Origin of the sequence: Enterobacter sp. SA187, from assembly GCF_001888805.2 — a bacterium.
In the GTDB taxonomy this organism is placed as follows: Bacteria; Pseudomonadota; Gammaproteobacteria; order Enterobacterales; family Enterobacteriaceae; genus Enterobacter_D.
Map to the genome: position 1 here is coordinate 2,760,304 of NZ_CP019113.1, position 26,162 is coordinate 2,786,465.

19 protein-coding genes are annotated in these 26,162 nt (G+C 55.3%); 14 read left to right on the plus strand and 5 right to left on the minus strand.

The window, feature by feature from the left end:
• Nucleotide 1: 1 nt before the first annotated feature.
• Nucleotides 2–970, minus strand: a complete 969-nt coding sequence (gene trxB, locus BMF08_RS13165) for a thioredoxin-disulfide reductase (RefSeq protein ID WP_199775921.1) — start codon at nt 968–970, stop codon at nt 2–4.
• A 539-nt stretch (nt 971–1,509) separates the two neighbouring features.
• Between trxB and lrp the strand changes: the two genes are divergently transcribed.
• The 10 genes from lrp to BMF08_RS13220 all read left to right on the plus strand — a co-directional run bounded on the left by lrp (nt 1,510) and on the right by BMF08_RS13220 (nt 15,472).
• On the plus strand, nt 1,510–2,004 hold the full coding sequence (gene lrp / locus BMF08_RS13175) for a leucine-responsive transcriptional regulator Lrp (protein ID WP_000228469.1): 495 nt from the start codon (nt 1,510–1,512) through the stop codon (nt 2,002–2,004).
• 120 nt (nt 2,005–2,124) lie between these two features.
• On the plus strand, nt 2,125–5,850 hold the full coding sequence (locus BMF08_RS13180; RefSeq protein WP_072568016.1) for a DNA translocase FtsK 4TM domain-containing protein: 3,726 nt from the start codon (nt 2,125–2,127) through the stop codon (nt 5,848–5,850).
• A gap of 130 nt (nt 5,851–5,980) precedes the next feature.
• A complete protein-coding gene (gene lolA, locus BMF08_RS13185; protein ID WP_072568017.1) occupies nt 5,981–6,592 on the plus strand; it encodes an outer membrane lipoprotein chaperone LolA in 612 nt (203 codons plus the stop codon).
• An 8-nt stretch (nt 6,593–6,600) separates the two neighbouring features.
• Nucleotides 6,601–7,944, plus strand: a complete 1,344-nt coding sequence (gene rarA, locus BMF08_RS13190) for a replication-associated recombination protein RarA (RefSeq protein WP_072568018.1) — start codon at nt 6,601–6,603, stop codon at nt 7,942–7,944.
• A 92-nt stretch (nt 7,945–8,036) separates the two neighbouring features.
• Nucleotides 8,037–9,329 (plus strand): serine--tRNA ligase, encoded by a 1,293-nt coding sequence (serS, locus tag BMF08_RS13195; protein ID WP_072568019.1) that lies wholly within the window; start codon nt 8,037–8,039, stop codon nt 9,327–9,329.
• 199 nt (nt 9,330–9,528) lie between these two features.
• The gene (gene dmsA, locus BMF08_RS13200; RefSeq protein WP_072568020.1) at nt 9,529–11,973 is read left to right on the plus strand and encodes a dimethylsulfoxide reductase subunit A; all 2,445 of its coding nucleotides are present in this window, start codon (nt 9,529–9,531) and stop codon (nt 11,971–11,973) included.
• 10 nt (nt 11,974–11,983) lie between these two features.
• Nucleotides 11,984–12,601 carry a DMSO/selenate family reductase complex B subunit gene (locus BMF08_RS13205; protein ID WP_072568021.1) on the plus strand — a complete coding sequence of 206 codons (618 nt, stop codon included), beginning with the start codon at nt 11,984–11,986 and terminating at the stop codon, nt 12,599–12,601.
• 1 nt (nt 12,602) lies between these two features.
• Complete coding sequence (locus tag BMF08_RS13210; protein ID WP_072568022.1) at nt 12,603–13,466, plus strand: DmsC/YnfH family molybdoenzyme membrane anchor subunit; 864 nt, start codon at nt 12,603–12,605, stop codon at nt 13,464–13,466.
• 270 nt (nt 13,467–13,736) lie between these two features.
• Nucleotides 13,737–14,885 (plus strand): MFS transporter, encoded by a 1,149-nt coding sequence (locus BMF08_RS13215; RefSeq protein ID WP_072569428.1) that lies wholly within the window; start codon nt 13,737–13,739, stop codon nt 14,883–14,885.
• Nucleotides 14,886–15,007: 122 nt separating this feature from the next.
• Complete coding sequence (locus BMF08_RS13220) at nt 15,008–15,472, plus strand: anti-virulence regulator CigR family protein (RefSeq protein ID WP_072568023.1); 465 nt, start codon at nt 15,008–15,010, stop codon at nt 15,470–15,472.
• Nucleotides 15,473–15,523: 51 nt separating this feature from the next.
• On the opposite strand, the gene pflA is transcribed toward BMF08_RS13220, so the two are convergent.
• The 4 genes from pflA to ycaO form a co-directional block, all read right to left on the minus strand.
• Nucleotides 15,524–16,264 carry a pyruvate formate lyase 1-activating protein gene (pflA, locus tag BMF08_RS13225; RefSeq protein ID WP_072568024.1) on the minus strand — a complete coding sequence of 247 codons (741 nt, stop codon included), beginning with the start codon at nt 16,262–16,264 and terminating at the stop codon, nt 15,524–15,526.
• Between the two features lie 189 nt (nt 16,265–16,453).
• Complete coding sequence (gene pflB, locus BMF08_RS13230) at nt 16,454–18,736, minus strand: formate C-acetyltransferase (RefSeq protein ID WP_099458756.1); 2,283 nt, start codon at nt 18,734–18,736, stop codon at nt 16,454–16,456.
• A 51-nt stretch (nt 18,737–18,787) separates the two neighbouring features.
• Nucleotides 18,788–19,645: a formate transporter FocA gene (gene focA / locus BMF08_RS13235; RefSeq protein ID WP_158684888.1), complete on the minus strand. Its 858-nt coding sequence runs from the start codon at nt 19,643–19,645 to the stop codon at nt 18,788–18,790.
• Nucleotides 19,646–20,049: 404 nt separating this feature from the next.
• Entirely contained in the window at nt 20,050–21,810 is a 1,761-nt protein-coding gene (ycaO, locus tag BMF08_RS13240; protein ID WP_199775922.1) for a 30S ribosomal protein S12 methylthiotransferase accessory factor YcaO, read from the minus strand.
• A 138-nt stretch (nt 21,811–21,948) separates the two neighbouring features.
• Between ycaO and BMF08_RS13245 the strand changes: the two genes are divergently transcribed.
• The 4 genes from BMF08_RS13245 (at nt 21,949) to cmk (ending at nt 26,139) form a co-directional block, all read left to right on the plus strand.
• The gene (locus BMF08_RS13245) at nt 21,949–22,641 is read left to right on the plus strand and encodes a DUF421 domain-containing protein (protein WP_072568026.1); all 693 of its coding nucleotides are present in this window, start codon (nt 21,949–21,951) and stop codon (nt 22,639–22,641) included.
• 161 nt (nt 22,642–22,802) lie between these two features.
• Nucleotides 22,803–23,891, plus strand: coding sequence for a 3-phosphoserine/phosphohydroxythreonine transaminase (serC, locus tag BMF08_RS13250; RefSeq protein WP_072568027.1), 1,089 nt, complete (start codon nt 22,803–22,805; stop codon nt 23,889–23,891).
• A 72-nt stretch (nt 23,892–23,963) separates the two neighbouring features.
• Nucleotides 23,964–25,247, plus strand: a complete 1,284-nt coding sequence (aroA, locus tag BMF08_RS13255; RefSeq protein ID WP_072568028.1) for a 3-phosphoshikimate 1-carboxyvinyltransferase — start codon at nt 23,964–23,966, stop codon at nt 25,245–25,247.
• Between the two features lie 208 nt (nt 25,248–25,455).
• On the plus strand, nt 25,456–26,139 hold the full coding sequence (cmk, locus tag BMF08_RS13260; protein ID WP_072568029.1) for a (d)CMP kinase: 684 nt from the start codon (nt 25,456–25,458) through the stop codon (nt 26,137–26,139).
• The last annotated feature ends 23 nt before the right edge of the window (nt 26,140–26,162 follow it).

Consider the following 26,162-nt stretch of genomic DNA (forward strand, 5'->3'; position numbering starts at 1 on the left):
ATTATTTACTGTTTTCAGCCAGACCGTCGAGATAACGTTCAGCATCCAGCGCGGCCATACAACCGGTTCCGGCAGAGGTGATCGCCTGACGGTAGATATGATCCATTACATCGCCCGCCGCAAACACGCCCGGAATGCTGGTCTGGGTCGCGTTGCCGTGGATCCCCGACTGCACTTTGATGTAGCCGTTTTCCAGCTCCAGCTGACCGTCAAAAATAGCGGTGTTCGGGCTGTGGCCAATGGCGACGAACAGACCGGCAACTTCTAAAGATTCCACGTTATCGCTGTTCTGCGTATCGCGTAGGCGCAGGCCGCTCACGCCCATCTGGTCGCCGGTCACTTCTTCCAGCGTACGGTGAGTGTGCAGCACGATATTGCCGCTCGCCACTTTATCCATCAGACGTTTGATCAGAATTTTTTCCGCGCGGAAGGTGTCGCGGCGGTGGATCAGGTGCACTTCCGAGGCGATGTTCGCCAGATAAAGCGCTTCTTCAACCGCTGTATTGCCGCCGCCAATCACCGCTACTTTCTGGTTGCGGTAGAAAAAGCCGTCGCAGGTAGCGCAGGCGGATACGCCGCGTCCTTTGTAAGCTTCTTCTGACGGCAGGCCGAGATAGCGGGCGGAGGCGCCGGTGGCGATGATCAGCGCATCACAAGTGTACTCGCCGCTGTCGCCGGTCAGACGGAACGGGCGGTTTTGCAGATCCACTTTACTGATGTGATCGAAAAGAATTTCCGTTTCGAATTTCGCAGCGTGTTCATGCATACGCTCCATCAACAGCGGTCCGGTCAAATCATGCGGATCGCCAGGCCAGTTTTCCACTTCAGTGGTGGTCGTGAGCTGGCCGCCTTTTTCCATACCGGTGATCAGTACCGGGTGCAGGTTAGCGCGTGCAGCATAGACCGCAGCGGTGTAACCAGCGGGGCCTGAACCAAGGATAAGCAGCTTACTGTGTTTAGCCGTGCCCATGAGATCCTCATTATAGTTAGCGGACAATGCGCAGGATTGTAGGGAATTTACGGGCGTAAAAAAAGGGTGCAGCGACTATGTTAATGATTTGTGTAGCCGATGAATCTACCCCGGCGGGGAGATCCATAATAAATTCTACTGAAATTTGGCCTGTTATAAGGCGATAAAATGAGGTTTGCCAGGAGGTGTTGATGAATATCTGGCATGTTGTACTAAAAAAAGATGTTTTGCTTTGACAATCCCCTGCGCATTTGCGAAAACATTCGAGGAAGAAAAAAAGCAGTGTTTCGCGCATGACGCAAATTCATGCATGCAAATGCCATTTTACCGGGTTATTGAAATCGACGCACGGCGTGGACAGACGCCATGCGCGATATTAATAGCTGCCGCTGGCAACGGTCTTCTCAATACAGACCCCTGGAATATGTAGCGCAACTAACAATAACCAGCGATGCATAAACCGACGGGCAAAGACTCTCAACAGTGAAGTGCACAGGGTCAAGGCAGGAGTAGGGAAGGAATACAGAGAGACAATAATAATGGTAGATAGCAAGAAGCGCCCTGGGAAAGATCTCGACCGTATCGATCGTAACATTCTTAACGAGCTGCAAAAGGATGGGCGTATTTCCAACGTCGAGCTTTCAAAGCGAGTAGGACTTTCTCCAACGCCGTGCCTTGAGCGCGTGCGCCGGCTTGAAAGACAGGGTTTTATTCAGGGCTACACAGCACTGTTAAACCCGCACTATCTGGATGCATCACTTCTGGTTTTTGTTGAGATTACTCTGAATCGTGGCGCGCCGGATGTGTTTGAGCAGTTCAATGCCGCAGTACAAAAACTTGAAGAAATTCAAGAGTGTCATTTAGTATCCGGTGATTTCGACTACCTGTTGAAAACACGCGTGCCGGATATGTCGGCCTATCGCAAACTGTTAGGGGAAACCCTGCTGCGTCTGCCGGGCGTGAACGACACCCGTACCTATGTTGTTATGGAAGAAGTTAAACAAAGCAATCGTCTGGTTATTAAGACGCGCTAACACGGAACAGGTGCAAAATCGGTGTAGTTTGATTACACTCCTGTTAATCCATACAGCAACAGTGCCGGGGCAACCTGGCGCTGTTCTCCGTTTTAGCATCAAGGACCTGGAGAGCCTTACTTGAGCCAGGAATATACTGAAGACAAAGAAGTCACACTGACCAGATTAAGTAGCGGGCGTCGTCTACTCGAAGCACTGCTGATTCTGGTTGCCCTGTTTGCTGTCTGGTTGATGGCGGCGCTACTCAGCTTTAACCCTTCCGATCCCAGCTGGTCACAGACCGCATGGCATGAACCTATCCATAATCTGGGTGGCGTGCCGGGCGCATGGCTGGCTGATACCCTGTTCTTTATCTTTGGGGTGATGGCTTACACCATTCCGGTAATCATCATCGGCGCCTGCTGGTTTACGTATCGTCATCGCGCAACGGAAGATTACATTGACTATTTCGCGGTCTCGCTGCGTCTGATCGGCGTGCTGGCGCTGGTGCTCACCTCCTGCGGCCTTGCGGCCATCAATGCCGACGATATCTGGTACTTTGCCTCCGGCGGCGTGATCGGCAGCCTGTTAAGTACAGCCATGATGCCGCTGCTGCACAGCAGTGGCGGAACCCTCGCGCTGCTCTTTATCTGGGGAGCGGGGCTTACGCTCTTTACCGGCTGGTCCTGGGTCAGCATCGCGGAAAAGATTGGCAGCGTTATCCTTAATATCCTGACCTTCGCCAGTAACCGCACCCGTCGCGACGACACCTGGGTCGATGAAGACGACTACGAAGACGACGAGTACGAAGAAGACGCCCCCGTACAGCGCGAATCACGCCGGGCGCGGATCATGCGCGGCGCCCTGGCGCGCCGTAAACGCGTCGCCGAAAAATTTGCTAATCCATTGGGTCGTAAAACCGACGAGGCGCTGTTCTCCGGTCGCAGGATGGACGATGAAGAAGAGATTCAATACAGCGCCCGCGGCGTGGCCGCGGATGCCGATGACGTGCTGTTCTCCAGCACTAAAGCGACAGGCGCGCCGCAGTGGGATGAATACGATCCGCTGCTGAGCGGGCATAGCGTCAGCGAACCCCTTGCGGCAGCAGCCGTGGCGACCACGGCGGCGCAGGCATGGAGCGCTCCGGTAGAACCTGTCATGCAGGCACCGGCTCAGCCAGTGGCCGAGCCGCCTTATGTGGCGCCACCTGTCCAGCAGCCTCCTGTGGCGCAGTATGCCGCGCCGGAAGAGCCTTCATACTATCAGCCGCCTCAGCCGCCAGTGCATGAACATGAAAATTACGCGGCACAGGCGCCGGTCTACTCCGAGCCAGAAACCTATGCCGCGGTCACGCCGGAACCGGAGCCGCACGTTCAGCAGCAATGGCAGCAGCCGGAACCGCCGGCAGTAGAGCCAGAACCTGCGCCTGAACCGGAAGAAATTAAACATACCCGTCCGCCGCTTTACTATTTCGAAGAAGTAGAAGAGAAGCGCGCCCGTGAGCGGGAGCAGCTAGCCGCCTGGTATCAGCCTATACCTGAACCAGTCCAGCCGGAACCTGCGCCAAAACCTGCCCCGGCACCGTCTGCGCCAGCCGTCGAGCCTGCGCCCGTTGTTCCAGCCGCCGCGCTTAAAGAAGCCTCAACCGCCGCTGCTGCAGGTGCTGCCGCCGCCGGGCCGGTATTCAGTCTTGCCGGTAGCGGCGCGCCACGTCCGCAGGTGAAAGAGGGCATTGGTCCGCAGTTGCCGCGCCCGAATCGGGTACGGGTGCCGACGCGTCGTGAACTGGCGTCCTATGGTATTAAACTGCCGTCCCAGCGGATGGCGGAAGAGCGCGCCCGTGAAATGGATTACGCTTCTGAGGATGAAGCGGACGCCATGCAGCAGGACGAACTGGCCCGTCAGTTTGCTTCCACGCAGCAAAGTCGTTATGGCGATGAGTACCAGCACGATCAGACCGGCACTGAAATAAATGAAGATGAGGTTGCGGAAGCGGAACTGGCGCGCCAGTTTGCTGCCGCTCAGCAACAGCGTTATTCGGGTGAGCAGCCCGCCGGGGCAACGCCTTTCTCTCCGGCTGATTTTGACTTCTCTCCGATGAAGGCGCTGGTGGATGACGGCCCGACTGAACCGCTGTTCACACCTGGCGTAATGCCAGAATCGCAGCCTGCCACGCCTGCGCCGCAACCCTATCAGCAACCTGCTGCGCCGCAGTACCAGCAGCCTCAGCAGCAGCCCGTCGCGCCGCCGCAGTACCAGCAGCCTCAGCAACAGCCTGTTGCGACGCCGCAGTATCAGCAGCCCCGGCAGCCTGCTCCGCAGGACAGCCTGATCCACCCGTTACTGATGCGTAACGGGGACAGCCGTCCGGTACCGAAACCGACCACCAGCCTGCCGTCGCTGGATCTGCTGACGCCGCCGCCGAGCGAGACGGAGCCGGTTGATACCTTTGCGCTGGAGCAGATGGCCCGCCTCGTTGAAGCGCGCCTGAATGATTTCCGCATCAAAGCCGATGTGGTGAACTACTCGCCAGGTCCTGTAATCACCCGCTTTGAGCTCAATCTTGCGCCTGGGGTGAAAGCCGCGCGTATCTCCAATCTCTCCCGCGATCTGGCGCGTTCCCTCTCCACCGTGGCCGTGCGCGTGGTGGAAGTGATCCCCGGCAAGCCTTATGTGGGTCTGGAGTTACCGAATAAAAAACGTCAGACCGTTTACCTGCGAGAAGTGCTGGACTGCGATAAATTCCGCGACAACGCCTCGCCGCTGACGGTGGTGCTGGGTAAAGACATTTCCGGCGAGCCGGTGATTGCCGACCTGGCGAAAATGCCGCACCTGCTGGTGGCCGGTACCACCGGTTCCGGTAAGTCGGTGGGGGTCAACGCCATGATCCTCAGCATGCTCTATAAAGCGCAGCCGGAAGACGTCAAATTCATCATGATCGATCCGAAGATGCTGGAGCTGTCGGTATATGAAGGCATTCCGCATCTGCTGACCGAAGTGGTCACGGACATGAAGGACGCTGCCAACGCGCTGCGCTGGAGCGTCAATGAGATGGAAAAACGCTACAAGCTGATGTCGGCGCTGGGCGTGCGTAACCTTGCCGGTTATAACGAGAAGATCGCCGAGGCCGCGCGTATGGGTCGTCCGATCCCGGATCCGTACTGGAAACCGGGCGACAGCATGGACGCCACTCATCCGGTGCTGGAAAAACTGCCGTATATCGTTGTGCTGGTGGATGAATTCGCCGACCTGATGATGACCGTGGGTAAAAAAGTGGAAGAGCTGATCGCCCGTCTGGCGCAAAAAGCGCGTGCGGCAGGTATTCACCTTGTGCTGGCCACCCAGCGTCCTTCCGTGGATGTGATCACCGGCCTGATTAAGGCCAACATTCCGACGCGTATCGCCTTTACCGTTTCCAGTAAAATCGACTCCCGTACTATTCTGGATCAGGCGGGTGCGGAATCTCTGTTAGGCATGGGTGACATGCTCTACTCCGGGCCGAATTCCTCCTCAGCGCCCGTGCGTGTGCATGGTGCCTTTGTGCGCGATGAGGAAGTGCACGCCGTCGTGCAGGACTGGAAAGCGCGCGGACGACCAAAATACATTGAAGGCATCACCTCCGATGCGGAAAGCGAAGGCGGCGGCGGTGGTTTCGATGGCGGTGAAGAGCTGGATCCGCTGTTCGATCAGGCGGTGAACTTTGTCACCGAAAAACGCAAAGCGTCGATCTCCGGGGTACAGCGTCAGTTCCGTATCGGTTACAACCGCGCGGCACGTATTATTGAGCAAATGGAAGCGCAGGGCATCGTCAGCGAGCAGGGCCATAACGGTAACCGCGAAGTGCTGGCGCCGCCGCCGTTTGATTAACCTTCTGATTGCAAAGTTGGGTAAACGAACGAAAAATCAGTCTTTTCCTCTGTCGCCGCCGTCTCGTCAGGCCTACAGTGAGTGACAGAAGAGTCTCCCGGATGGGGAGTGACGTACTTAAGGAATAACAATGAAAAAAATTGCCATTACCTGTGCATTACTGACTTCATTCGCGGCCAGCAGCGTCTGGGCTGACGCCGCGGGCGATCTGAAAAGCCGTCTGGACAAAGTCAGCAGCTTCCACGCCAGTTTCACCCAGAAAGTGACCGATGGCAGTGGGGCGGCGGTGCAGGAAGGACAGGGGGATTTATGGGTAAAACGCCCGAACCTGTTTAACTGGCACATGACGCAGCCGGATGAAAGCATCCTGGTATCAGACGGTAAAACATTGTGGTTCTACAACCCGTTTGTTGAGCAGGCAACGGCCACTAATCTCAGCTCAGCCACCGGCAATACGCCCTTTATGCTGATTGCCCGTAACCAGGCAAGCGACTGGCAGCAGTACAACATTAAACAGAATGGTGACGACTTCGTGCTGGTGCCGAAAGGCAATAACGGCAACCTGAAACAGTTCACCATTAACGTCAGCCAGAACGGCACCATTAATCAGTTCAGCGCAGTGGAGCAGGACGATCAGCGCAGCAGCTATCAACTGAAATCCCAGCAGAACGGGGCCGTCGATCCGTCGAAATTCACCTTTACCCCGCCGCAGGGCGTGACGGTGGATGACCAACGTAAGTAGAGGCATGAGTGGGAAATCTGACGCTCGATTTTTCCGATAATACGTTTCAACCTCTGGCCGCCCGTATGCGGCCAGAAAATTTAGCGCAGTATATCGGTCAGCAGCATCTGCTGGCGGCCGGTAAACCCTTACCGCGCGCGATTGAAGCCGGGCATCTGCACTCCATGATCCTGTGGGGCCCGCCGGGTACCGGTAAGACGACGCTGGCGGAAGTGATAGGCCGCTATGCGGACGCCGACGTTGAGCGTATATCTGCCGTCACCTCCGGCGTAAAAGAAATTCGTGAAGCGATCGAGCGGGCGCGGCAGAGCCGTAATGCCGGGCGTCGCACTATCCTGTTTGTTGACGAAGTGCACCGTTTCAATAAAAGCCAGCAGGACGCCTTTCTGCCGCATATTGAAGACGGCACCATCACCTTTATCGGCGCCACCACTGAAAATCCCTCCTTCGAACTTAACTCAGCACTGCTTTCCCGTGCGCGCGTTTATCTGCTCAAATCCCTGACCGTTGAAGACATCGAAGAAGTCCTAAACCAGGCGATGACGGATAAAGAGCGGGGTTATGGCGGGCAAAATATCGTGTTGCCGGACGAAACCCGTAAAGCGATTGCTGAACTGGTTAACGGCGATGCCCGCCGGGCGCTCAACACGCTGGAAATGATGGCGGACATGGCCGAAGCGGATGACAGCGGCAAGCGTGTCTTAAAAGAGGCGCTGCTGACGGAAATCGCCGGTGAGCGCAGCGCGCGCTTTGATAACAAGGGCGACCGTTTTTACGATCTGATTTCCGCGCTGCACAAGTCGGTGCGCGGCAGCGCGCCGGATGCGGCGCTGTACTGGTATGCCCGTATCATCACCGCCGGTGGCGATCCCCTTTATGTTGCGCGCCGCTGCCTGGCGATTGCGTCTGAAGATGTGGGCAACGCCGATCCGCGTGCCATGCAGGTGGCGCTCTCTGCCTGGGACTGCTTCACCCGCGTCGGGCCTGCCGAAGGCGAACGCGCAATCGCCCAGGCCATTGTTTATCTGGCCTGCGCGCCAAAAAGTAATGCCGTCTATACCGCCTTTAAAGCGGCAATGGCGGATGCGCGCGAGCGCCCTGATTACGACGTGCCCGACCATCTGCGCAATGCGCCGACCAAACTGATGAAAGAGTTAGGCTACGGTCAGCAGTATCGTTATGCCCATGATGAAGCCAATGCCTACGCGGCAGGCGAGGTCTATTTCCCGCCGGAAATAGCACAAACGCGCTATTATCACCCGACAAACAGAGGTCTTGAAGGCAAGATTGGCGAAAAGCTCGCCTGGCTGGCTGAACAGGATCATAAAAGCCCCACAAAACGCTATCGCTAACTGTGGCGTTGCGGTAAGGTTATCGATGATTCTGGTGGTTGCAGGCTGTGACCACTTTCTCTCATTTTCAATTCGATAAGCACAGGATAAGCATGCTCGATCCCAATCTGCTGCGTACCGAGCCAGACGCAGTCGCTGAAAAACTGGCACGCCGGGGCTTTAAGCTGGATGTTGATAAACTGCGCGCTCTTGAAGAGCGTCGTAAAGTTCTGCAGGTCAATACGGAAAATCTGCAGGCGGAGCGTAACTCGCGATCGAAATCCATTGGCCAGGCGAAAGCGCGCGGGGAAGATATCGAGCCATTACGCCTGGAAGTGAACAAGCTGGGTGAAGAACTGGATGCGGCGAAAGCCGAACTGGAAACCCTGCTGGCAGAAATCCGTGATATTGCGCTGGCGATCCCGAACATCCCTCACGATGACGCGCCTGTTGGCCGCGACGAGAATGATAACGTCGAAGTCAGCCGCTGGGGCACCCCGCGTACTTTCGATTTCGAAGTACGGGATCACGTGACGCTGGGCGAAATGCACAGCGGGCTGGATTTTGCCGCGGCGGTTAAACTGACCGGTTCACGCTTTGTGGTTATGAAAGGCCAGATCGCGCGTATGCACCGTGCGCTCGCCCAGTTCATGCTGGATCTGCATACCGAACAGCACGGTTACAGCGAAAACTATGTGCCTTACCTGGTGAACCATGACACCCTGTACGGTACCGGGCAGCTGCCGAAATTTGCCGGCGATCTGTTCCATACCCGTCCGCTGGACGAGGAAGCCGACAGCAGCAACTATGCGCTGATCCCGACTGCCGAAGTGCCGCTGACTAACCTGGTACGTGATGAGATCATCGATGAAGACGCGCTGCCGATCAAAATGACCGCGCATACGCCGTGCTTCCGCTCTGAAGCCGGATCTTACGGTCGCGATACCCGCGGTCTGATCCGCATGCACCAGTTCGATAAAGTCGAGATGGTGCAGATCGTTCGTCCGGAAGACTCCATGGACGCGCTGGAAGAGATGACTGGCCACGCGGAAAAAGTGTTGCAGCTGTTAGGTCTGCCATATCGGAAGATCATCCTCTGTACCGGCGATATGGGCTTTGGCGCCTGCAAAACCTACGATCTTGAAGTCTGGGTTCCGGCGCAGAACACCTATCGTGAGATCTCCTCCTGCTCCAACATTGGCGATTTCCAGGCACGTCGTATGCAGGCACGCTGCCGCAGCAAAACCGACAAGAAAACCCGTCTGGTGCACACCCTGAACGGTTCGGGTCTGGCGGTTGGTCGTACGCTGGTGGCGGTGCTGGAAAACTACCAGCAGGCTGATGGTCGCATCGAAGTGCCTGAAGTGTTGCGTCCGTATATGAACGGCCTCGAGTACATCGGCTGATCACCGCGTCACCCATCACATTTAAAGCGCCTGCGGGCGCTTTTTTATTGCCTCATTGACACCGAACAATAACCCCTTTTATTAAAAGGGTAATACTCACTTTGTATTAGCGCAGCATAAAAAACTTAAAAAATGTTATTTCGCTATAGGGAAAACTATATAGCGAGTGTTTTTTCGTGAGCAAGCAAAGTGAGTTTTTATGAAAATATCTGTTCCGGAGGTGTTACTCACCGCCGGGGTGAGTCGTCGCAGCCTGATGAAAACCTCAGCCATAGGCGGCCTCGCTGCCGCCAGCAGCGCCCTGACTTTACCCTTTTCCCGCATCGCCCGCGCCGCCGAGGCCATTGCGCCGGGCTCATCCACTGAAAAAGTCGTCTGGAGCGCCTGCACCGTGAACTGCGGCAGCCGCTGCCCGTTACGCATGCATGTGGTGGACGGCAAAATTAAGTATGTCGAAACCGATAACACAGGCGATGACAACTATGACGGACAGCATCAGGTGCGCGCCTGTCTTCGCGGGCGCTCCATGCGTCGTCGCGTCTACAATCCCGATCGCCTGAAACAACCAATGAAACGCGTGGGCAAACGCGGGGAAGGGAAGTTTGTTCCCATCAGCTGGGATGAAGCCTTTGACACTATCGCGGGCACTATGCAGCGGCTGATCAAAGAGTACGGCAATGAATCTATCTACCTGAATTACGGCACAGGCACGCTCGGCGGCACCATGACCCGCTCCTGGCCGCCGGGTAAAACGCTGATTGCCCGCCTGATGAACTGCTGCGGCGGCTATCTGAATCACTATGGCGACTATTCCACGGCGCAAATCGCTGCCGGACTGAATTACACCTATGGCGGATGGGCCGACGGCAACAGCCCGTCCGACATCGAAAACAGCCAGCTAGTGGTGTTGTTCGGCAATAACCCAGGCGAAACGCGCATGAGCGGCGGCGGGGTGACCTACTACGTTGAGCAGGCGCGGGAAAAATCGAAGGCGCGCATGATTATTATCGATCCGCGCTATACCGATACCGGCGCAGGGCGCGAAGATGAATGGATCCCTATTCGCCCCGGTACCGATGCGGCGCTGGTGTCGGCGCTGGCATGGGTGATGATCGACGAAAATCTCGTGGATAAGCCTTTCCTCGATAAATACTGCGTGGGTTACGACGAAACCACATTGCCGGAAGGCGCGCCCGCCAACGGGCATTACAAGGCGTATATTCTGGGCGACGGCGATGACGGCATCGCCAAAACGCCTGAATGGGCGGCGGCTATTACCGGTATCCCGGCGGCCCGTATCGTGAAGCTGGCGCGGGAAATCTCCATGGCAAAACCGGCGTTTATCTCCCAGGGCTGGGGCCCGCAGCGTCATTCGAACGGCGAACTGGTCTCCCGCGCCATTGCCATGCTGCCATTGCTGACCGGCAATGTGGGCATCAACGGCGGCAACAGCGGCGCGCGCGAAGGCGCTTATGCGATGCCGTTTGAGCGCATGCCGACGCTGGAAAACCCGGTGCAGACCAGCATTTCCATGTTTATGTGGACAGACGCCATTGAGCGCGGCCCGGAAATGACCGCCACCCGCGACGGCGTGCGCGGCAAAGATAAGCTGGATGTGCCGATCAAGATGATCTGGAACTATGCAGGTAACTGCCTGATCAACCAGCATTCAGAAATCAATCGCACCCATGACATCTTACAGGATGATAAAAAATGCGAGCTGATTGTGGTGGTGGACTGCCACATGACCGCATCGGCGAAGTATGCCGATATTATCCTGCCGGACTGCACCGCGTCAGAACAGATGGATTTCGCGCTGGACGCCTCCTGCGGCAACATGGATTACGTGATCTTCGCCGACCAGGCCATCGCTCCGCTGTTTGAGTGCAAAACCATTTATGAGATGACGACGGAACTGGCGAAACGCATGGGCGTGGAAGCGCAGTTTACCGAAGGCCGTACTCAGGAAGGCTGGCTGCGCCATCTTTATGAGCAGTCCCGCGCAGCGATCCCGGCGTTGCCCTCCTTTGAGGAGTTCCGGGCACAGGGCATTTTTAAACAGCGCGATCCCGACGGGCACCATGTGGCCTATCAGGCGTTCCGTCAGGATCCGCAGGCGAACCCGCTGACCACGCCGTCGGGCAAAATCGAGATTTACTCCACGCAACTGGCAGAGATCGCCGCCACCTGGGAGCTTGTGGATGGCGATGTGATCCACCCGTTGCCGATCTACAGCCCGGGCTTCGAGCATCACGAGGATCCACAGCGCGAAAAATGGCCGTTGCAGCTCACCGGCTTCCATTATAAAGCCCGCACCCATTCCACTTATGGCAACGTCAATGTGCTGAAGGCCGCGTGTCGCCAGGAGATGTGGATTAACCCCCTCGACGCGAAACAACGTGGCATCGCCAGCGGCGACAAAGTGCGTATTTTCAATGGTCGCGGCGAAGTACATGTCGGGGCGAAGGTCACGCCGCGTATTTTGCCCGGCGTGGTGGCATTAGGGGAGGGCGCCTGGTACGACCCGGACGCGAAAGGCATCGATCAGGGCGGCTGTATAAACGTGCTGACCACGCAGCGCCCGTCACCGCTGGCGAAAGGTAACCCGTCGCACAGCAACCTTGTCCAGGTCGAAAAGGTTTAAGGAGTAACCCATGACAACTCAGTACGGCTTTTATATTGATTCCAGCCGCTGCACCGGGTGCAAAACCTGCGAGCTGGCCTGCAAAGATTACAAAGACCTGACTCCGGAAGTCAGTTTCCGTCGCATCTATGAATACGCGGGCGGAGACTGGCAGGAAGACAACGGCGTCTGGCAGCAGAACGTGTTTGCCTATTATCTGTCGATTGCCTGCAACCACTGCGCCGATCCGGCCTGCACCAAAGTCTGCCCCAGCGGCGCGATGCACAAGCGCGACGACGGTTTTGTGGTGGTGAATGAAGAGGTGTGCATCGGCTGTCGTTACTGCCATATGGCCTGCCCGTACGGCGCGCCGCAGTACAACGCCGCTAAAGGTCATATGACCAAGTGCGACGGCTGCCATTCGCGGGTGACGGAGGGCAAAAAGCCGATCTGCGTCGAGTCCTGCCCGCTGCGCGCGCTGGACTTTGCGCCCGTTGACGAGCTGCGTGAAAAATACGGCAGCCTTGATGCCGTCGCCCCGCTGCCGTCCGGGCATTTTACAAAGCCGAATATCGTGATCAAACCCAACGCCAACAGCCGCCCCACCGGGGATAAAACCGGCTTTCTGGCTAACCCGCAGGAGGTGTGAGATGGGCAACGGATGGCATGAATGGCCGCTGATGATTTTTACCGTGTTTGGTCAGTGCGTGGTCGGTGGATTTATCGTCCTCGCCGTCGCGCTGCTGCGTTTTGAGACGACATCGTTGCAACGGCAACGCATCTTCACCGCCATGACCGGCCTGTGGGTGTTAATGGGGCTGGCCTTTGTGGCCTCGACCCTGCATCTGGGATCGCCCCTGCGCGCCTTTAATGCGCTCAATCGCATTGGGCATTCAGCGCTGAGTAACGAAATTGCCAGCGGTGCGCTGTTCTTTGCCGTGGGCGGATGCGGCTGGCTGCTGGCAATGATGAAAAAGATGCCGCCCGCGCTGTTACGCGTCTGGCTGGTGATCACCGCGCTGCTGGGGCTGGTATTTGTCTGGATGATGGCCAGGGTGTATGACAGCATCGACACCATCCCTACCTGGTACAGTCTCTGGACCTCGCTGGGGTTTTTCCTCACTGTGCTTACTGGCGGCCCGCTGCTGGGCTATCTGCTGCTGCGGGTTGCCGGGTTTCGGGCATGCGGCATGCGCGCGCTGCCAGCGGTGACGCTGCTGGCGGTCATGATCAGCCTTGTGGCTGGCCTGATGCAGGGCCATGAACTGGCAGCGATTTCCAGCTCTGTGCAGCAGGCTGCGGCGCTGGTGCCGGAATACGGCACCCTGATGGCCTGGCGCGTCGTGCTGCTGCTGGTGGCGCTGGCAGTGTGGATCGTCCCACAGCTTAAAAACCGCCAGCCTGCCGTGCCGCTGCTGTCGCTGGCATTCGTGCTGGTGCTGGCAGGCGAGATGATCGCGCGCGGCATTTTTTATGGTTTACACATGACGGTCGGCATGGCGGTGGCTGGCTGACGTCATCAGGGTAAAACCGGGGGGCCAACCGCCGGTTTTACCGTTTTTTCACCATGAAATATTTCAACTGAATGTAACGGTATATCCCGGAAATAACCCATATAAAACATCACGCTATTCACTTTGCTCTGGCCTTACCCGCTCCGTTAGATGAGTAAATTCAATCGACGTCCTCTAAAACGCCCGCAGCGCCATTTTCCGTAGATTGACAAAGTTTTTGCCGGTGGCATGATGCGCTCGAATTCTGATCATCCTCACGGTTTTTCATCCATGTTTACTTATACCCGGCCGGTGCTGTTACTGCTCTGCGGCCTGTTACTGCTGACGCTGGCGATCGCAACGCTGAACACGCTCGTCCCGCTCTGGCTCGCCCATGAAAACCTTCCGGTGTGGCAGGTTGGTATGGTCGGCTCTGCCTTTTTTACCGGCAACCTTGTCGGTACCCTGCTGACCGGGCGTCTGATTAAACGCATGGGGTTTAACCGCAGCTATTACATCGCGTCGCTGGTGTTCGCCACCGGCTGCGTCGGCCTCGGTCTGATGGTCGGCTTCTGGAACTGGATGCTGTGGCGCTTCATCGCCGGTATTGGCTGCGCCATGATCTGGGTGGTGGTGGAAAGCGCGCTGATGTGCAGCGGCACGTCGCGAAATCGTGGTCGCCTGCTGGCCGCCTATATGATGGTCTATTACATCGGTACGGTGCTGGGACAACTGATGGTCAGCAAACTGTCCACCGAGCTGATGCATGTCCTGCCGTGGGTGACCGGTATCGTGCTGGCGGCTATTCTGCCGCTGCTGTTTACCCGCATTGTCGATCAGAACAGCGAACATCAGGAAGCCACCAGCGTCTGGCCGATGCTGCGTCTGCGTCAGGCGCGGCTTGGGGTTAACGGCTGCATTATTTCCGGCATTGTGCTGGGTTCGTTGTATGGCCTGATGCCGCTCTGGCTGAACCACCGTGGCGTGAGCGATGCCGGTATTGGCTTCTGGATGGCCGTGATGGTCAGCGCCGGTATTCTCGGACAGTGGCCGATTGGCCGACTGGCGGATCGCTTTGGACGTCTGCTGGTGTTACGGGTGCAGGTTTTTGTGGTGATCATGGGATGTCTGGCCATGCTCAGCAATGCGGCGATGGCGCCGGCGCTGTTTGTCCTCGGCGCGGCGGGGTTCACGCTCTATCCGGTGGCGATGGCCTGGGCCTGCGAAAAGGTCGAACATCATCAGTTGGTGGCGATGAATCAGGCGCTTCTGCTCAGTTACACCGTCGGCAGTCTTTTCGGCCCGACCTTCACCGCCATGCTGATGCAAAGTTATTCCGATAATTTGTTGTTTATCATGATCGCCAGCGTCTCCTTTATCTATCTGCTGATGCTGCTGCGTAAAGCAGGTCAGCATCCAACGCCAGTGGCTCACGCCTGATAAATAAAAAAGCCTGTCCATGACAGGCTTTTTTACGGCTGCTTTCCAGGATTTCTTTCCTGTTTTTGTAAAGCGGAACGGACGATAATTGCCATGAGTACACTCTGACTAAGGCGGCAATTATGCACACTCGTCGTTTTAATACCCTCGCGCTGGCAGTCGTTTTATCCCTGTCCTTTGTTTCCGCACCGGGCATGGCTAACCCTGGTAACGGGAATGGTAACGGAAATCACGGTAACGCGGATCATGGGAATAAACAGAAAAATGACCATGGCAACCGGGGCGGGGCGGAAAAGAAAAACGTCAGCGATGATGTCTCTGTCCGGCTGAGCTACGATCGCGCCCGTTCGCTGGCGGTGAATCATGGCCTGACGGGTTACCGTTCGCTGCCGCCCGGCATCGCCAAAAACCTGGCGCGCGGTAAGCCTCTGCCCCCGGGCATTGCCAAAAAAATGGTGCCGTCTTCTATGCTGGGGCAACTGCCTTCTTACCCCGGTTATGAATGGCGTATCGCCGGTGACGATCTGGTATTGATTGCGCTGAGCACGGCCATTGTGACGGCAGTCATCAACGGCGTGTTTGAATAAATAAAAAAGCCCGGTCGCTATGCGGCGCCGGGCTTTTTGTTTTTCTTAAGCTTAGTACATGACCTTGTGACCATACTGTTCAAGGATGCCTTTCACGCGCTCCATGGTCTCTTTTTTCGGCGGATGCACGCCATCGAGCTTGTACTCTTCGCCCATCGCCACCCACTTATGTTTACCCAGCTCATGATAGGGGAGCAGTTCGATTTTTTCTACGTTACCCATGTCGCGCGTGAATTCACCTAAGCGGTGGGCAGAATCATCATCGTCCGACCAGCCGGGCACCACCACATAGCGGATCCAGACCTTAATGTTTTTCTTCGACAGATACTGAGCAAATTCCAGCGTACGGTGATTGGAGACGCCCACCAGATTCTGGTGGATCTCATCGTTCATCTGTTTCAGATCGAGCATCACCAGGTCGGTGACTTCCAGCAGTTCATCAATGACCGGATCGTAACGACGCACAAAGCCATTGGTATCGAGGCAGGTATGAATACCTTCCTTGTGACAGGCGCGGAACCAGTCACGTACAAATTCAGCCTGGAGAATGGCCTCGCCGCCGGATGCGGTCACGCCGCCGCCTGACGCGTTCATAAAGTGGCGGTAGGTCACCACTTCTTTCATCAGCTCCTCGACGGTAATTTCTTTACCGCCGTGCGTGTCCCAGGTGTCACGGTTATGGCAGTACAGGCAGCGCATCAGGCAGCCCTGAAAGAAGGTGATAAAGCGAATGCCCGGGCCATCTACGGTGCCACAGGATTCAAAGGAGTGAATGCGACCGATCACTGACATTGCGATGTATCTCCAGGTGTAGCCCGTCCCGGGCTTGTATTGCACAGCTCAAACCGGCTGTGTTAAGTCTGTTTTGGCAATGGCCTGAAAAGACACTTGGCAAAGCAGGCTTGATGAAGAGGGGGAACTGTTAAAAAGGCCCCACATAAGTGGAGCCTTTATTGTACGCTTTTTCAGCCGGACATGAAATTACATGGTCTGGGTGAAGGTACGGGTAATAACGTCCTGCTGCTGTTCTTTCGTCAGGGAGTTAAAACGTACCGCGTAGCCGGATACACGGATGGTCAGCTGCGGATATTTTTCCGGGTTTTCCATCGCGTCGAGCAGCATTTCACGGTTCATGACGTTGACGTTCAGGTGCTGACCGCCTTCGATGGTAGACTCATGATGGAAGTAACCATCCATCAGGCCTGCCAGGTTGGTTTTACGCACTTCGTCATCTTTACCCAGCGCATTCGGTACGATAGAGAAGGTGTAAGAGATACCATCTTTAGCGTAAGCGAACGGCAGTTTTGCAACGGAAGTCAGAGAGGCAACGGCGCCTTTCTGGTCACGGCCGTGCATCGGGTTAGCACCTGGTCCAAACGGCGCGCCAGCACGACGACCATCCGGGGTGTTACCCGTTTTCTTACCATACACAACGTTAGAGGTGATGGTCAGAACAGACTGCGTCGGGATAGCGTTACGGTAGGTAGTCAGTTTCTGAATTTTCTTCATGAAACGTTCAACCAGGTCAACCGCCAGGTCATCTACGCGAGCATCGTTGTTACCAAACTGCGGGTATTCACCTTCGATTTTGAAGTCGATAGCCAGACCGTCTTCGTCACGCACCGGGGTGACTTTCGCATATTTGATTGCAGACAGGGAGTCAGCCGCAACGGACAGACCTGCGATACCACACGCCATGGTGCGGATAACGTCACGGTCGTGCAGCGCCATCAGAGAGGCTTCGTAGCTGTACTTGTCGTGCATGTAATGGATGATGTTCAGTGCGGTAACGTACTGTTTAGCCAGCCAGTCCATGAAGTGATCCATGCGATCCAGCACTTCATCGAAGTTCAGGACATCGCCTTTGATAGGTTCAGACTTCGGACCCACCTGGATTTTCATTTTTTCATCAACGCCGCCGTTGATAGCGTACAGCATGGTTTTCGCGAGGTTAGCGCGAGCGCCGAAGAACTGCATTTGCTTACCAACAACCATCGGGCTTACGCAGCAAGCGATCGCGTAGTCGTCGTTGTTGAAGTCAGGACGCATCAGGTCATCATTTTCATACTGCAGGGAGGAAGTATCGATAGACACTTTCGCTGCGTATTTTTTGAAGGCCATCGGCAGTTTTTCTGACCACAGCACGGTGATGTTTGGTTCCGGAGACGGACCCATGGTGTACAGGGTGTTCAGGAAACGGAAGCTGTTTTTGGTAACCAGAGTACGGCCATCAACGCCCATACCACCGATAGATTCAGTTGCCCAAATCGGGTCGCCGGAGAACAGTTCATCATACTCAGGGGTACGCAGGAAGCGAACCATACGCAGTTTCATGACCAGGTGGTCAATCAGTTCCTGAGCTTCTTGTTCGGTGATTTTGCCCGCTTTCAGGTCGCGCTCAAAGTACACGTCGAGGAAGGTGGAAACACGACCGAAGGACATTGCTGCGCCGTTCTGGGATTTCACAGCGGCCAGGTAGCCGAAGTAAGTCCACTGTACCGCTTCTTGCGCATTTTTTGCCGGAGCAGAAATATCGCAGCCGTATTTAGCAGCCATCTCTTTGATCTGGCCCAGAGCACGGTGCTGTTCGGCGATTTCTTCGCGCAGACGGATAGTCGCTTCCAGATCAACGCCGTTTTCCAGTTTGTCCTGCAGGGACAGGAACTGGGCGTATTTGTCTTTCATCAGGAAGTCGATGCCGTACAGCGCAACGCGACGATAGTCACCGATGATACGGCCACGGCCATAGGCGTCCGGCAGACCGGTCAGCACACCGGATTTACGGCAGTTCAGGATGTCTTTGGTGTAAACATCGAACACGCCCTGGTTATGGGTTTTACGGTATTCGGTGAAGATTTTTTTCAGCATCGGGTCCAGCTCGCGGTTATACGCTTTGCAGGAACCTTCAACCATTTTAATGCCGCCGAACGGGATGATCGCACGTTTCAGAGGCGCTTCAGTTTGCAGACCAACGATTTTCTCAAGGTTTTTGTTGATGTAGCCAGCATCATGAGAAGTAATGGTGGAGGCAATTGAGGTGTCGAAATCAACAGGTGCGTGAGTGCGGTTTTCCAGCTTCACGCCTTCCATCACTTTGTCCCAAAGCGAGGTGGTAGCTTCAGTGGCGCCGGCCAGGAAGGATTCGTCACCCTCGTAAGGCGTGTAGTTTTTCTGGATAAAGTCGCGTACGTTGACTTCGTTCTGCCAGTCACCTTTCGCAAAACCTTCCCAGGCTGTGGCTAACTTTTCATTAAGCTCGGACATATGATACCTACCTTCTTAAGTGGATTTTTTATTTACTGCCTGAGGCAACCATTAATGATGGTCGTCGCCACGCAGGTAAATGACCCAGTATGTCAACCCAACAAGTAAACCCCCGCCGATAATGTTCCCGATGGTTACCGGGATCAGGTTATCTGTTATGAAGTTCATCACTGTCAGATGAGAAAAACTTTCTGGAGTCGAACCGATCGCGGTCCAGAACTCCGGCGCTGCAAAATGACGAATTACGATACCCAGTGGGATCAAGAACATGTTTGCAATACTGTGTTCGAAGCCGCTGGCGACAAACATACCGACGGGCAGAACCATGATGAGGGCTTTATCCATCAGGCTGCGGCCGGAGTAACTCATCCATACCGCCAGACAGACCATCAGGTTTGCCAGGATCCCGAGAGCCACGGCTTCGACAAAAGTGTGATGCATTTTATGATCGGCGGTTTGCAGGAGGTTGAGTCCCCAGCCACCGTTAGCGACCATATATTCACCAGATAACCACATCAACAGTACGAATAATAGCGCACCAATCAGGTTGCCGACATAAACGTTAACCCAGTTCCGGGCGAGCTGGCCCCAAGTGATGCGTCCGCTGGCTTTCGCGACGACAATCAGTACCGTTGAAGTAAACAGGTCGGCGCCGCAGATAACGCACAGGATCAGCCCCAGAGAAAAACATATGCCGCCAATCAGTTTGGCGATACCGAACGGCATAGTCGCGGTGCCGGTCGTGGCAGTGATGTAGAACACGAAAGCGATGGAGATGAATACGCCCGCGGTGATCGCCAGATAAAAGGTGGTCAGCGGATGTTTCGTTGCTTTATAGACACCGGCTTCCTCGGCAACTTTCGCCATAGCAGCTGGTAGCAATAGATCAAAAGGGTTGTCAGCTTTCACACTAACTCTCTCTTTATTAAGTCGGCGACGAGATACTAACAAAGCATTATAGAAGAGAAATTGATGTGGATCATATCTCGCCTGGCTTATAGGCCCGTAAAGCGCATGGTTTTCCGGCAAATACGGAGTAACGTGTTGATTATCCAAATAAAAATAAATTTTAAAGTTTATTAAAAGTGTTGAAAAAAATTATATGCTCTCCCGGCTGACAGTTAATTAATATGGAGTAATGACTTAAAAAAGTAACAATTCTGCCTGGGTGTCGATAATAATATTCACCCATAATTAACTTAATTATTACATTTGCGGTTCATTACAAAATAATAAAAAAAGGGGCGATTTAATCGCCCCGTAATATAGCCTGAACCTGCGCTTACGCCTACAGGTTGTAATGTTATTTCTGCTTATTTTGTCCAGTAGGCCGCTTTCGCGCGCTGCAACTTCTCATATGCCTGTAACAGAGACTGATGCGCCGGGAAGGCGGTCAATGTGCCGTCGGCGGCCTGCAGGCCATAGAAGGGCGCTTCACCGCTCAGCGCCGCGCTGGCCGCTTCCACGGCCTCTGCGCCGTACATACGCACAAAAGCGTGCAGATATTGCAGCGGCTCGCGATCCTCTTCCTGCGTCAGCAGCAACAGCGTTTGCAGGCAGCGGTAATAGTTGGCGCGTTCCGGCGTAAAGATCGAGGCGTTGAATTCCATCGTCCATTCCGTCCAGATGAGCGCCTGCTCGGTGTCGCCACCCGCCAGCGCCAGCATCGCTTTCAGTTCGCCGATGCGCAGCGTGTACCAGCCATTATCTTTACCCGTGGCGATACCCAGCAGTTCACGCACGCGGGTGAAATCGTCATGGCCTTCTTCATCCAGCTGCGCGATCAGATTGAGATAATCTTCTTTTTCCCACGCGCTGCCCGGCAGCGCCAGCAGAGTCTCACGCAGGTGCGCGCCCATGCTGTTATTCGCCAGCCACAGATCTTCCGCCGGATAAATATCAGACATTCCCGGCACGATGATGCGGCAGGCGTACACGCTCAGGTGCTCGTAGTCGGCGATATAGACTTCTTTATCTTCCGCCTTAAAGATGGCCATCAGGGTGGCAAACTCTTCTTCGGTGGTGCCGGCAAAGCTCCAGTCCACGAACGGATAATCCGCATCCTGTTTGAACATGTCCCAGGAGATCAGACCGCTGGAATCGATAAAGTGCGTTTCGAGATTCGCATGTTCAGCCACTTCTTCATCATCAAAGGTTGGCGGCGTAAAGACGTCGAGATCTTTCAGTCCGCGTCCCTGCAACAGCTCGGTCACAGTACGCTCAAGGGCCACGCCAAAGTCCGGGTGCGCGCCGAAAGAGGCGAAGCAGGTGCCGTTAGCCGGGTTAAACAGCACGACGCAGATCACCGGATATTTACCGCCCAGCGAGGCGTCATACGCGAAAATCGGGAAACCTTCGGCTTCCAGCGTTTCAATAGATGCCACCACGCCCGGATAGCGCGCCAGAACGTCAGCCGGGATTACCGGCAGGCTGATGCTTTCGGCGATGATGCGGTTTTTGATATGGCGCTCAAACACCTCAGACAGACCCTGAACGCGGGCTTCGTTGGCGGTATTACCGGCAGACATACCGTTAGAAACGTACAGGTTGCCAACGATGTTCATGGGAATATAAACCGTCTGCTGATCGGACTGACGGGTGAAAGGCAGGCCGCAGATCCCACGCTCTTCATTGCCGGACTGCAAATCAATCAGCATGCTGGCGGTCAGTTCGTTTTCCGGATCGTAGAACGCGCGCAGACGCTCATCAAGAATGCCTTTCGGCAGTTCGTCGTCTTCCGGCAGCGGGAACCATTTTTCGTTAGGGTAATGAACGAACGGGCCATTGGCGATGGCATCGCCCAGCCAGAAATCGGCAAAGAAATAGTTGGTGGAGAGGCGTTCGAAATATTCGCCCAGCGCGGAAGCCAGCGCCGCCTTTTTGGTCGCGCCTTTGCCGTTGGTAAAGCACAGTGAGCAGGCTTTATCCCGGATGTGCACAGACCAGACGTTCGGAACCGGATTCAGCCAGGAGGCTTCTTCTATATCGAAGCCGAGATCGAGCAGTTTTTGCTGGAAGCGGGCGATGGAATCTTCCAGAGCGGCATCTTTGCCGGGGATAAATGTTTGCGTCATTGTCTTCACTTTATTCGTACGGAAAGCGCGCAATGATACGGGTTTTGCGTGACAGGCGCTATCGAAGTAAGCCGGGCGGCAAAAATAAAACTTCCCACTATGCTTATACTCACTAACATACTGTTCAGGATGAATAAAATGAAAGCGTTTGATCTGCAACGTATGATGCTGGATAAAGTGCCGCTGGAGTTTTTGGGCGAAGTCGCGCTGCGTAGTCTTTATACTTTTGTGCTGGTTTTTATATTTCTTAAGCTGGCAGGTCGCCGTGGCGTACGGCAGATGTCGCTGTTTGAAGTGCTGATAATTCTGACATTGGGATCGGCTGCGGGGGATGTGGCGTTTTACGACGATGTCCCTATGCTGCCCGTATTCATCGTATTTCTTACCCTGGCGGTGCTTTACCGGCTGGTGATGTGGTTGATGGCTCACAGTGAAAAACTGGAAGATCTTTTTGAAGGTAAGGCGGTGATCGTCATCGAAGAAGGCGAGCTGGCGTGGGAAAAACTGCAAAAAGAAAACCTCACCGAATTTGAATTTTTTATGGAGCTGCGGGTTAACGGCGTCGAACAGCTGGGGCAGGTCAAACTGGCGATCATGGAAACCAATGGCCAGATCAGCCTCTATTATTATCCTGATAATGAAGTCCGTCCGGGTCTGAGTATATTGCCGCCGGAATGGAGCCCGCGTTTCACGACTATTCCTGAAGAAGATGATTACGCCTGCATAAGGTGCAGTGAGGTCATAAGAATGAAGGCGGGTCAGCGGATGCTCTGCCCGCGCTGCGCCCATCCCGAATGGTCAAAAGCGAGCCGCGCGCTACGCATTACCTGACAGCGTTTTTCTCCATAAGAAATCAGCAAGTCCGGACATTGTGCTATGTGATAACGCCCACAATTCCGGGCTGTGCGCCATTACCCGTTGCGACACCCGTCACTGAATGGTAAAACCGATGTCACAGGAATAACTTATTGCTATCAGCATGGTGAGGGGAAATGGCTCAGGTGTTTAATTTCAGTTCAGGTCCGGCGGTTTTACCGGCAGAGGTGCTTAAACAGGCGCAACAGGAGTTGTGCGACTGGAACGGTCTTGGCACATCGGTAATGGAAATCAGCCACCGTGGAAAAGAATTTATTCAGGTGGCAGAAGAAGCAGAACAGGATTTTCGCGATCTGCTGGACATCCCCTCAAACTATAAAGTTTTATTCTGTCACGGCGGCGGTCGCGGTCAGTTCGCCGGTATCCCGCTGAATATCCTCGGCGATAAAACCACTGCCGATTATGTTGATGCCGGTTACTGGGCGGCAAGCGCGGTAAAAGAGGCGAAAAAATACTGCACCCCAAACGTCATTGACGCTAAAACTACCGTTGACGGTCTGCGTGCTGTGAAGCCGATGCGTGAATGGCAGCTCAGTGATAACGCCGCCTATATGCATTATTGCCCGAACGAAACCATCGACGGTATCGCCATTCATGAGACTCCGGATTTCGGGCGCGACGTCGTGGTAACGGCGGATTTATCCTCGACCATTCTGTCCTCGCCGCTGGATGTCAGCCGCTTCGGCGTAATTTACGCCGGCGCGCAGAAAAATATCGGCCCGGCCGGACTGACGCTGGTGATCGTACGTGAAGATCTGCTCGGCAAAGCGCATCCCGCCTGTCCCTCGATCCTCGATTACACCGTGTTAAACGATAACGACTCCATGTTTAACACTCCGCCGACCTTTGCCTGGTATCTGTCAGGGCTGGTGTTCAAATGGTTGAAAAAGAATGGCGGCGTCACGGCCATGGACCACATCAATCAGCAAAAAGCCAGCCTGCTGTACGGCGTCATCGATAACAGCGACTTCTACCGCAACGATGTGGCCGTCGCTAACCGCTCGCGCATGAACGTGCCTTTCCAGCTGGCCGACAGCCAGCTTGATAAGCTGTTCCTTGAAGAGTCCTTCGCCGCCGGTTTACATGCGCTGAAAGGCCACCGCGTCGTGGGCGGTATGCGCGCCTCAATTTATAACGCCATGCCGCTGGAAGGTGTTCAGGCGCTGACCGACTTCATGACGGATTTCGAACGCCGCCACGGTTAATCCCGCATCCCATCGCTACCCCCGCAGCCTGACTGCGGGGTTTTTATTCCGTTTTTTTGAGAGTTAAGCTTCATGGAATCCCTGACGTTACAACCCATCGCGCGTGTTAATGGCACCATCAATCTGCCAGGTTCAAAAAGCGTTTCCAACCGCGCGTTGCTGCTGGCCGCGCTGGCGCACGGCACCACTGTTCTGACCAACCTGCTGGACAGTGATGACGTTCGCCATATGCTCAATGCCCTGAGCGCGTTGGGGGTGCAGTACAGGCTGTCCGACGATCGTACCCGCTGTGAAGTGACAGGCGCGGGCGGCCCGTTAGTTTCCGCTGAAAAGCTGGAGTTATTTTTAGGTAACGCCGGTACGGCGATGCGTCCGCTGGCGGCGGCGCTTTGTCTGGGAAACAACGATCTGGTGCTGACCGGCGAGCCGCGTATGAAAGAGCGTCCTATCGGGCATCTGGTGGACGCCCTGCGTCAGGGCGGCGCGCAGATCGACTATCTGGAGCAGGAAAATTACCCGCCGCTGCGTTTACGCGGTGGTTTCGCTGGCGGCGAGATTGAGGTTGACGGCAGCGTCTCCAGTCAGTTTTTAACCGCACTGCTGATGACCGCGCCGCTGGCGGCGCAGGATACCTTTATTACCATTAAAGGCGATCTGGTATCTAAGCCGTACATCGACATCACCCTGCATCTGATGAAAACCTTCGGTGTGACGGTGGATAACCAGAATTATCAGCGCTTTGTGGTACGCGGCGCGCAGCACTACCAGTCGCCAGGACATTATCTGGTAGAAGGCGATGCCTCTTCTGCCTCTTATTTCCTTGCGGCGGGTGCCATCAAAGGCGGGACGGTAAAAGTCACCGGCATTGGCCGCAACAGCGTGCAGGGCGATATCCGTTTTGCGGACGTGCTGGAAAAAATGGGCGCGACCGTGGAATGGGGCGATGATTACATTGCCTGCACCCGTGGTGAGCTGAATGCAGTGGATATGGATATGAATCATATCCCGGATGCGGCAATGACCATCGCCACGGCAGCGCTGTTTGCCCGCGGCACCACGACGCTGCGCAACATCTACAACTGGCGCGTAAAAGAGACCGACCGTCTGTTTGCGATGGCGACCGAACTGCGCAAGGTAGGCGCAGAGGTGGAGGAGGGCGAAGATTATATCCGCATCACCCCTCCGGCCTCGTTAACCCTGGCCGAGATCGGCACCTATAACGATCACCGCATGGCGATGTGCTTCTCGCTGGTGGCGCTGTCCGATACGCCGGTTACCATTCTCGATCCGAAATGTACGGCGAAAACCTTCCCGGATTATTTCGAACAGTTAGCGCGCATCAGCACGCTGGCGTAAAGGGCGACAATCCAGACGCGCTGGATAAAAAGTAACAAATTGTCTCTTTCCGGGCTGACTTCCTGTCAGCCCTCTATACTTGCGCCATTCTTCTCCCCACCGTTATTACGCTTTTGGTTATTTTCACGCGACAGTAACGGTCATTCGCGTTGCAGCGTATAATGCGCGGCGTTCACGTTAACGGTATGCCTTTATTAAGGAGAAAAAGATGACGGCAATTGCCCCGGTAATCACCATTGATGGGCCAAGCGGCGCAGGTAAAGGTACGCTGTGCAAAGCGATGGCGGAAACATTGCAATGGCATCTGCTGGATTCAGGCGCAATTTATCGCGTGCTGGCATTGGCGGCATTACATCACCACGTTGATGTGACCTCGGAAGATGTCCTGGTTCCGCTGGCAGCCCACCTGGATGTCCGCTTTGTCTCTACCAATGGCAATCTGGAAGTGATCCTCGAAGGGGAAGACGTGAGCGGCGAGATCCGCACCCAGGAAGTGGCCAGCGCCGCCTCGCAAATCGCGGCGTTCCCACGTGTACGTGAAGCCTTGCTTCGTCGTCAGCGCGCCTTCCGCGATGCCCCGGGGCTTATCGCCGATGGCCGCGACATGGGCACGGTGGTTTTCCCCGACGCGCCGGTGAAGATTTTCCTCGACGCCTCCTCGGAAGAACGTGCGCATCGCCGCATGCTACAGTTGCAGGAGAATGGCTTTAGTGTTAACTTTGAACGCCTTTTGGCCGAGATAAAGGAACGCGACGATCGCGACCGTAACCGGCCAGTGGCGCCGCTAGTGCCGGCTGCTGATGCATTAGTTCTGGATTCTACCAGTTTAAGCATTGAGCAAGTGATTGAAAAAGCGCTACAATACGCCCGCGAAAAGCTGGCGCTCGCTTAATTAGCGACCAAATTCCGAAGTAC

Coding starts and splice junctions, on each gene's coding strand:
- aroA (WP_072568028.1), top strand. CDS start 23,964: ATGGAATCCCTGACGTTACAACCCATCGCGCGTGTTAATGGCACCATC.
- cmk (WP_072568029.1), top strand. CDS start 25,456: ATGACGGCAATTGCCCCGGTAATCACCATTGATGGGCCAAGCGGCGCA.
- BMF08_RS13215 (WP_072569428.1), top strand. CDS start 13,737: ATGTTTACTTATACCCGGCCGGTGCTGTTACTGCTCTGCGGCCTGTTA.
- lrp (WP_000228469.1), top strand. CDS start 1,510: ATGGTAGATAGCAAGAAGCGCCCTGGGAAAGATCTCGACCGTATCGAT.
- lolA (WP_072568017.1), top strand. CDS start 5,981: ATGAAAAAAATTGCCATTACCTGTGCATTACTGACTTCATTCGCGGCC.
- serS (WP_072568019.1), top strand. CDS start 8,037: ATGCTCGATCCCAATCTGCTGCGTACCGAGCCAGACGCAGTCGCTGAA.
- trxB (WP_199775921.1), bottom strand. CDS start 970: ATGGGCACGGCTAAACACAGTAAGCTGCTTATCCTTGGTTCAGGCCCC.
- ycaO (WP_199775922.1), bottom strand. CDS start 21,810: ATGACGCAAACATTTATCCCCGGCAAAGATGCCGCTCTGGAAGATTCC.
- BMF08_RS13205 (WP_072568021.1), top strand. CDS start 11,984: ATGACAACTCAGTACGGCTTTTATATTGATTCCAGCCGCTGCACCGGG.
- BMF08_RS13210 (WP_072568022.1), top strand. CDS start 12,603: ATGGGCAACGGATGGCATGAATGGCCGCTGATGATTTTTACCGTGTTT.
- pflA (WP_072568024.1), bottom strand. CDS start 16,264: ATGTCAGTGATCGGTCGCATTCACTCCTTTGAATCCTGTGGCACCGTA.
- BMF08_RS13245 (WP_072568026.1), top strand. CDS start 21,949: ATGAAAGCGTTTGATCTGCAACGTATGATGCTGGATAAAGTGCCGCTG.
- serC (WP_072568027.1), top strand. CDS start 22,803: ATGGCTCAGGTGTTTAATTTCAGTTCAGGTCCGGCGGTTTTACCGGCA.
- dmsA (WP_072568020.1), top strand. CDS start 9,529: ATGAAAATATCTGTTCCGGAGGTGTTACTCACCGCCGGGGTGAGTCGT.
- pflB (WP_099458756.1), bottom strand. CDS start 18,736: ATGTCCGAGCTTAATGAAAAGTTAGCCACAGCCTGGGAAGGTTTTGCG.
- BMF08_RS13220 (WP_072568023.1), top strand. CDS start 15,008: ATGCACACTCGTCGTTTTAATACCCTCGCGCTGGCAGTCGTTTTATCC.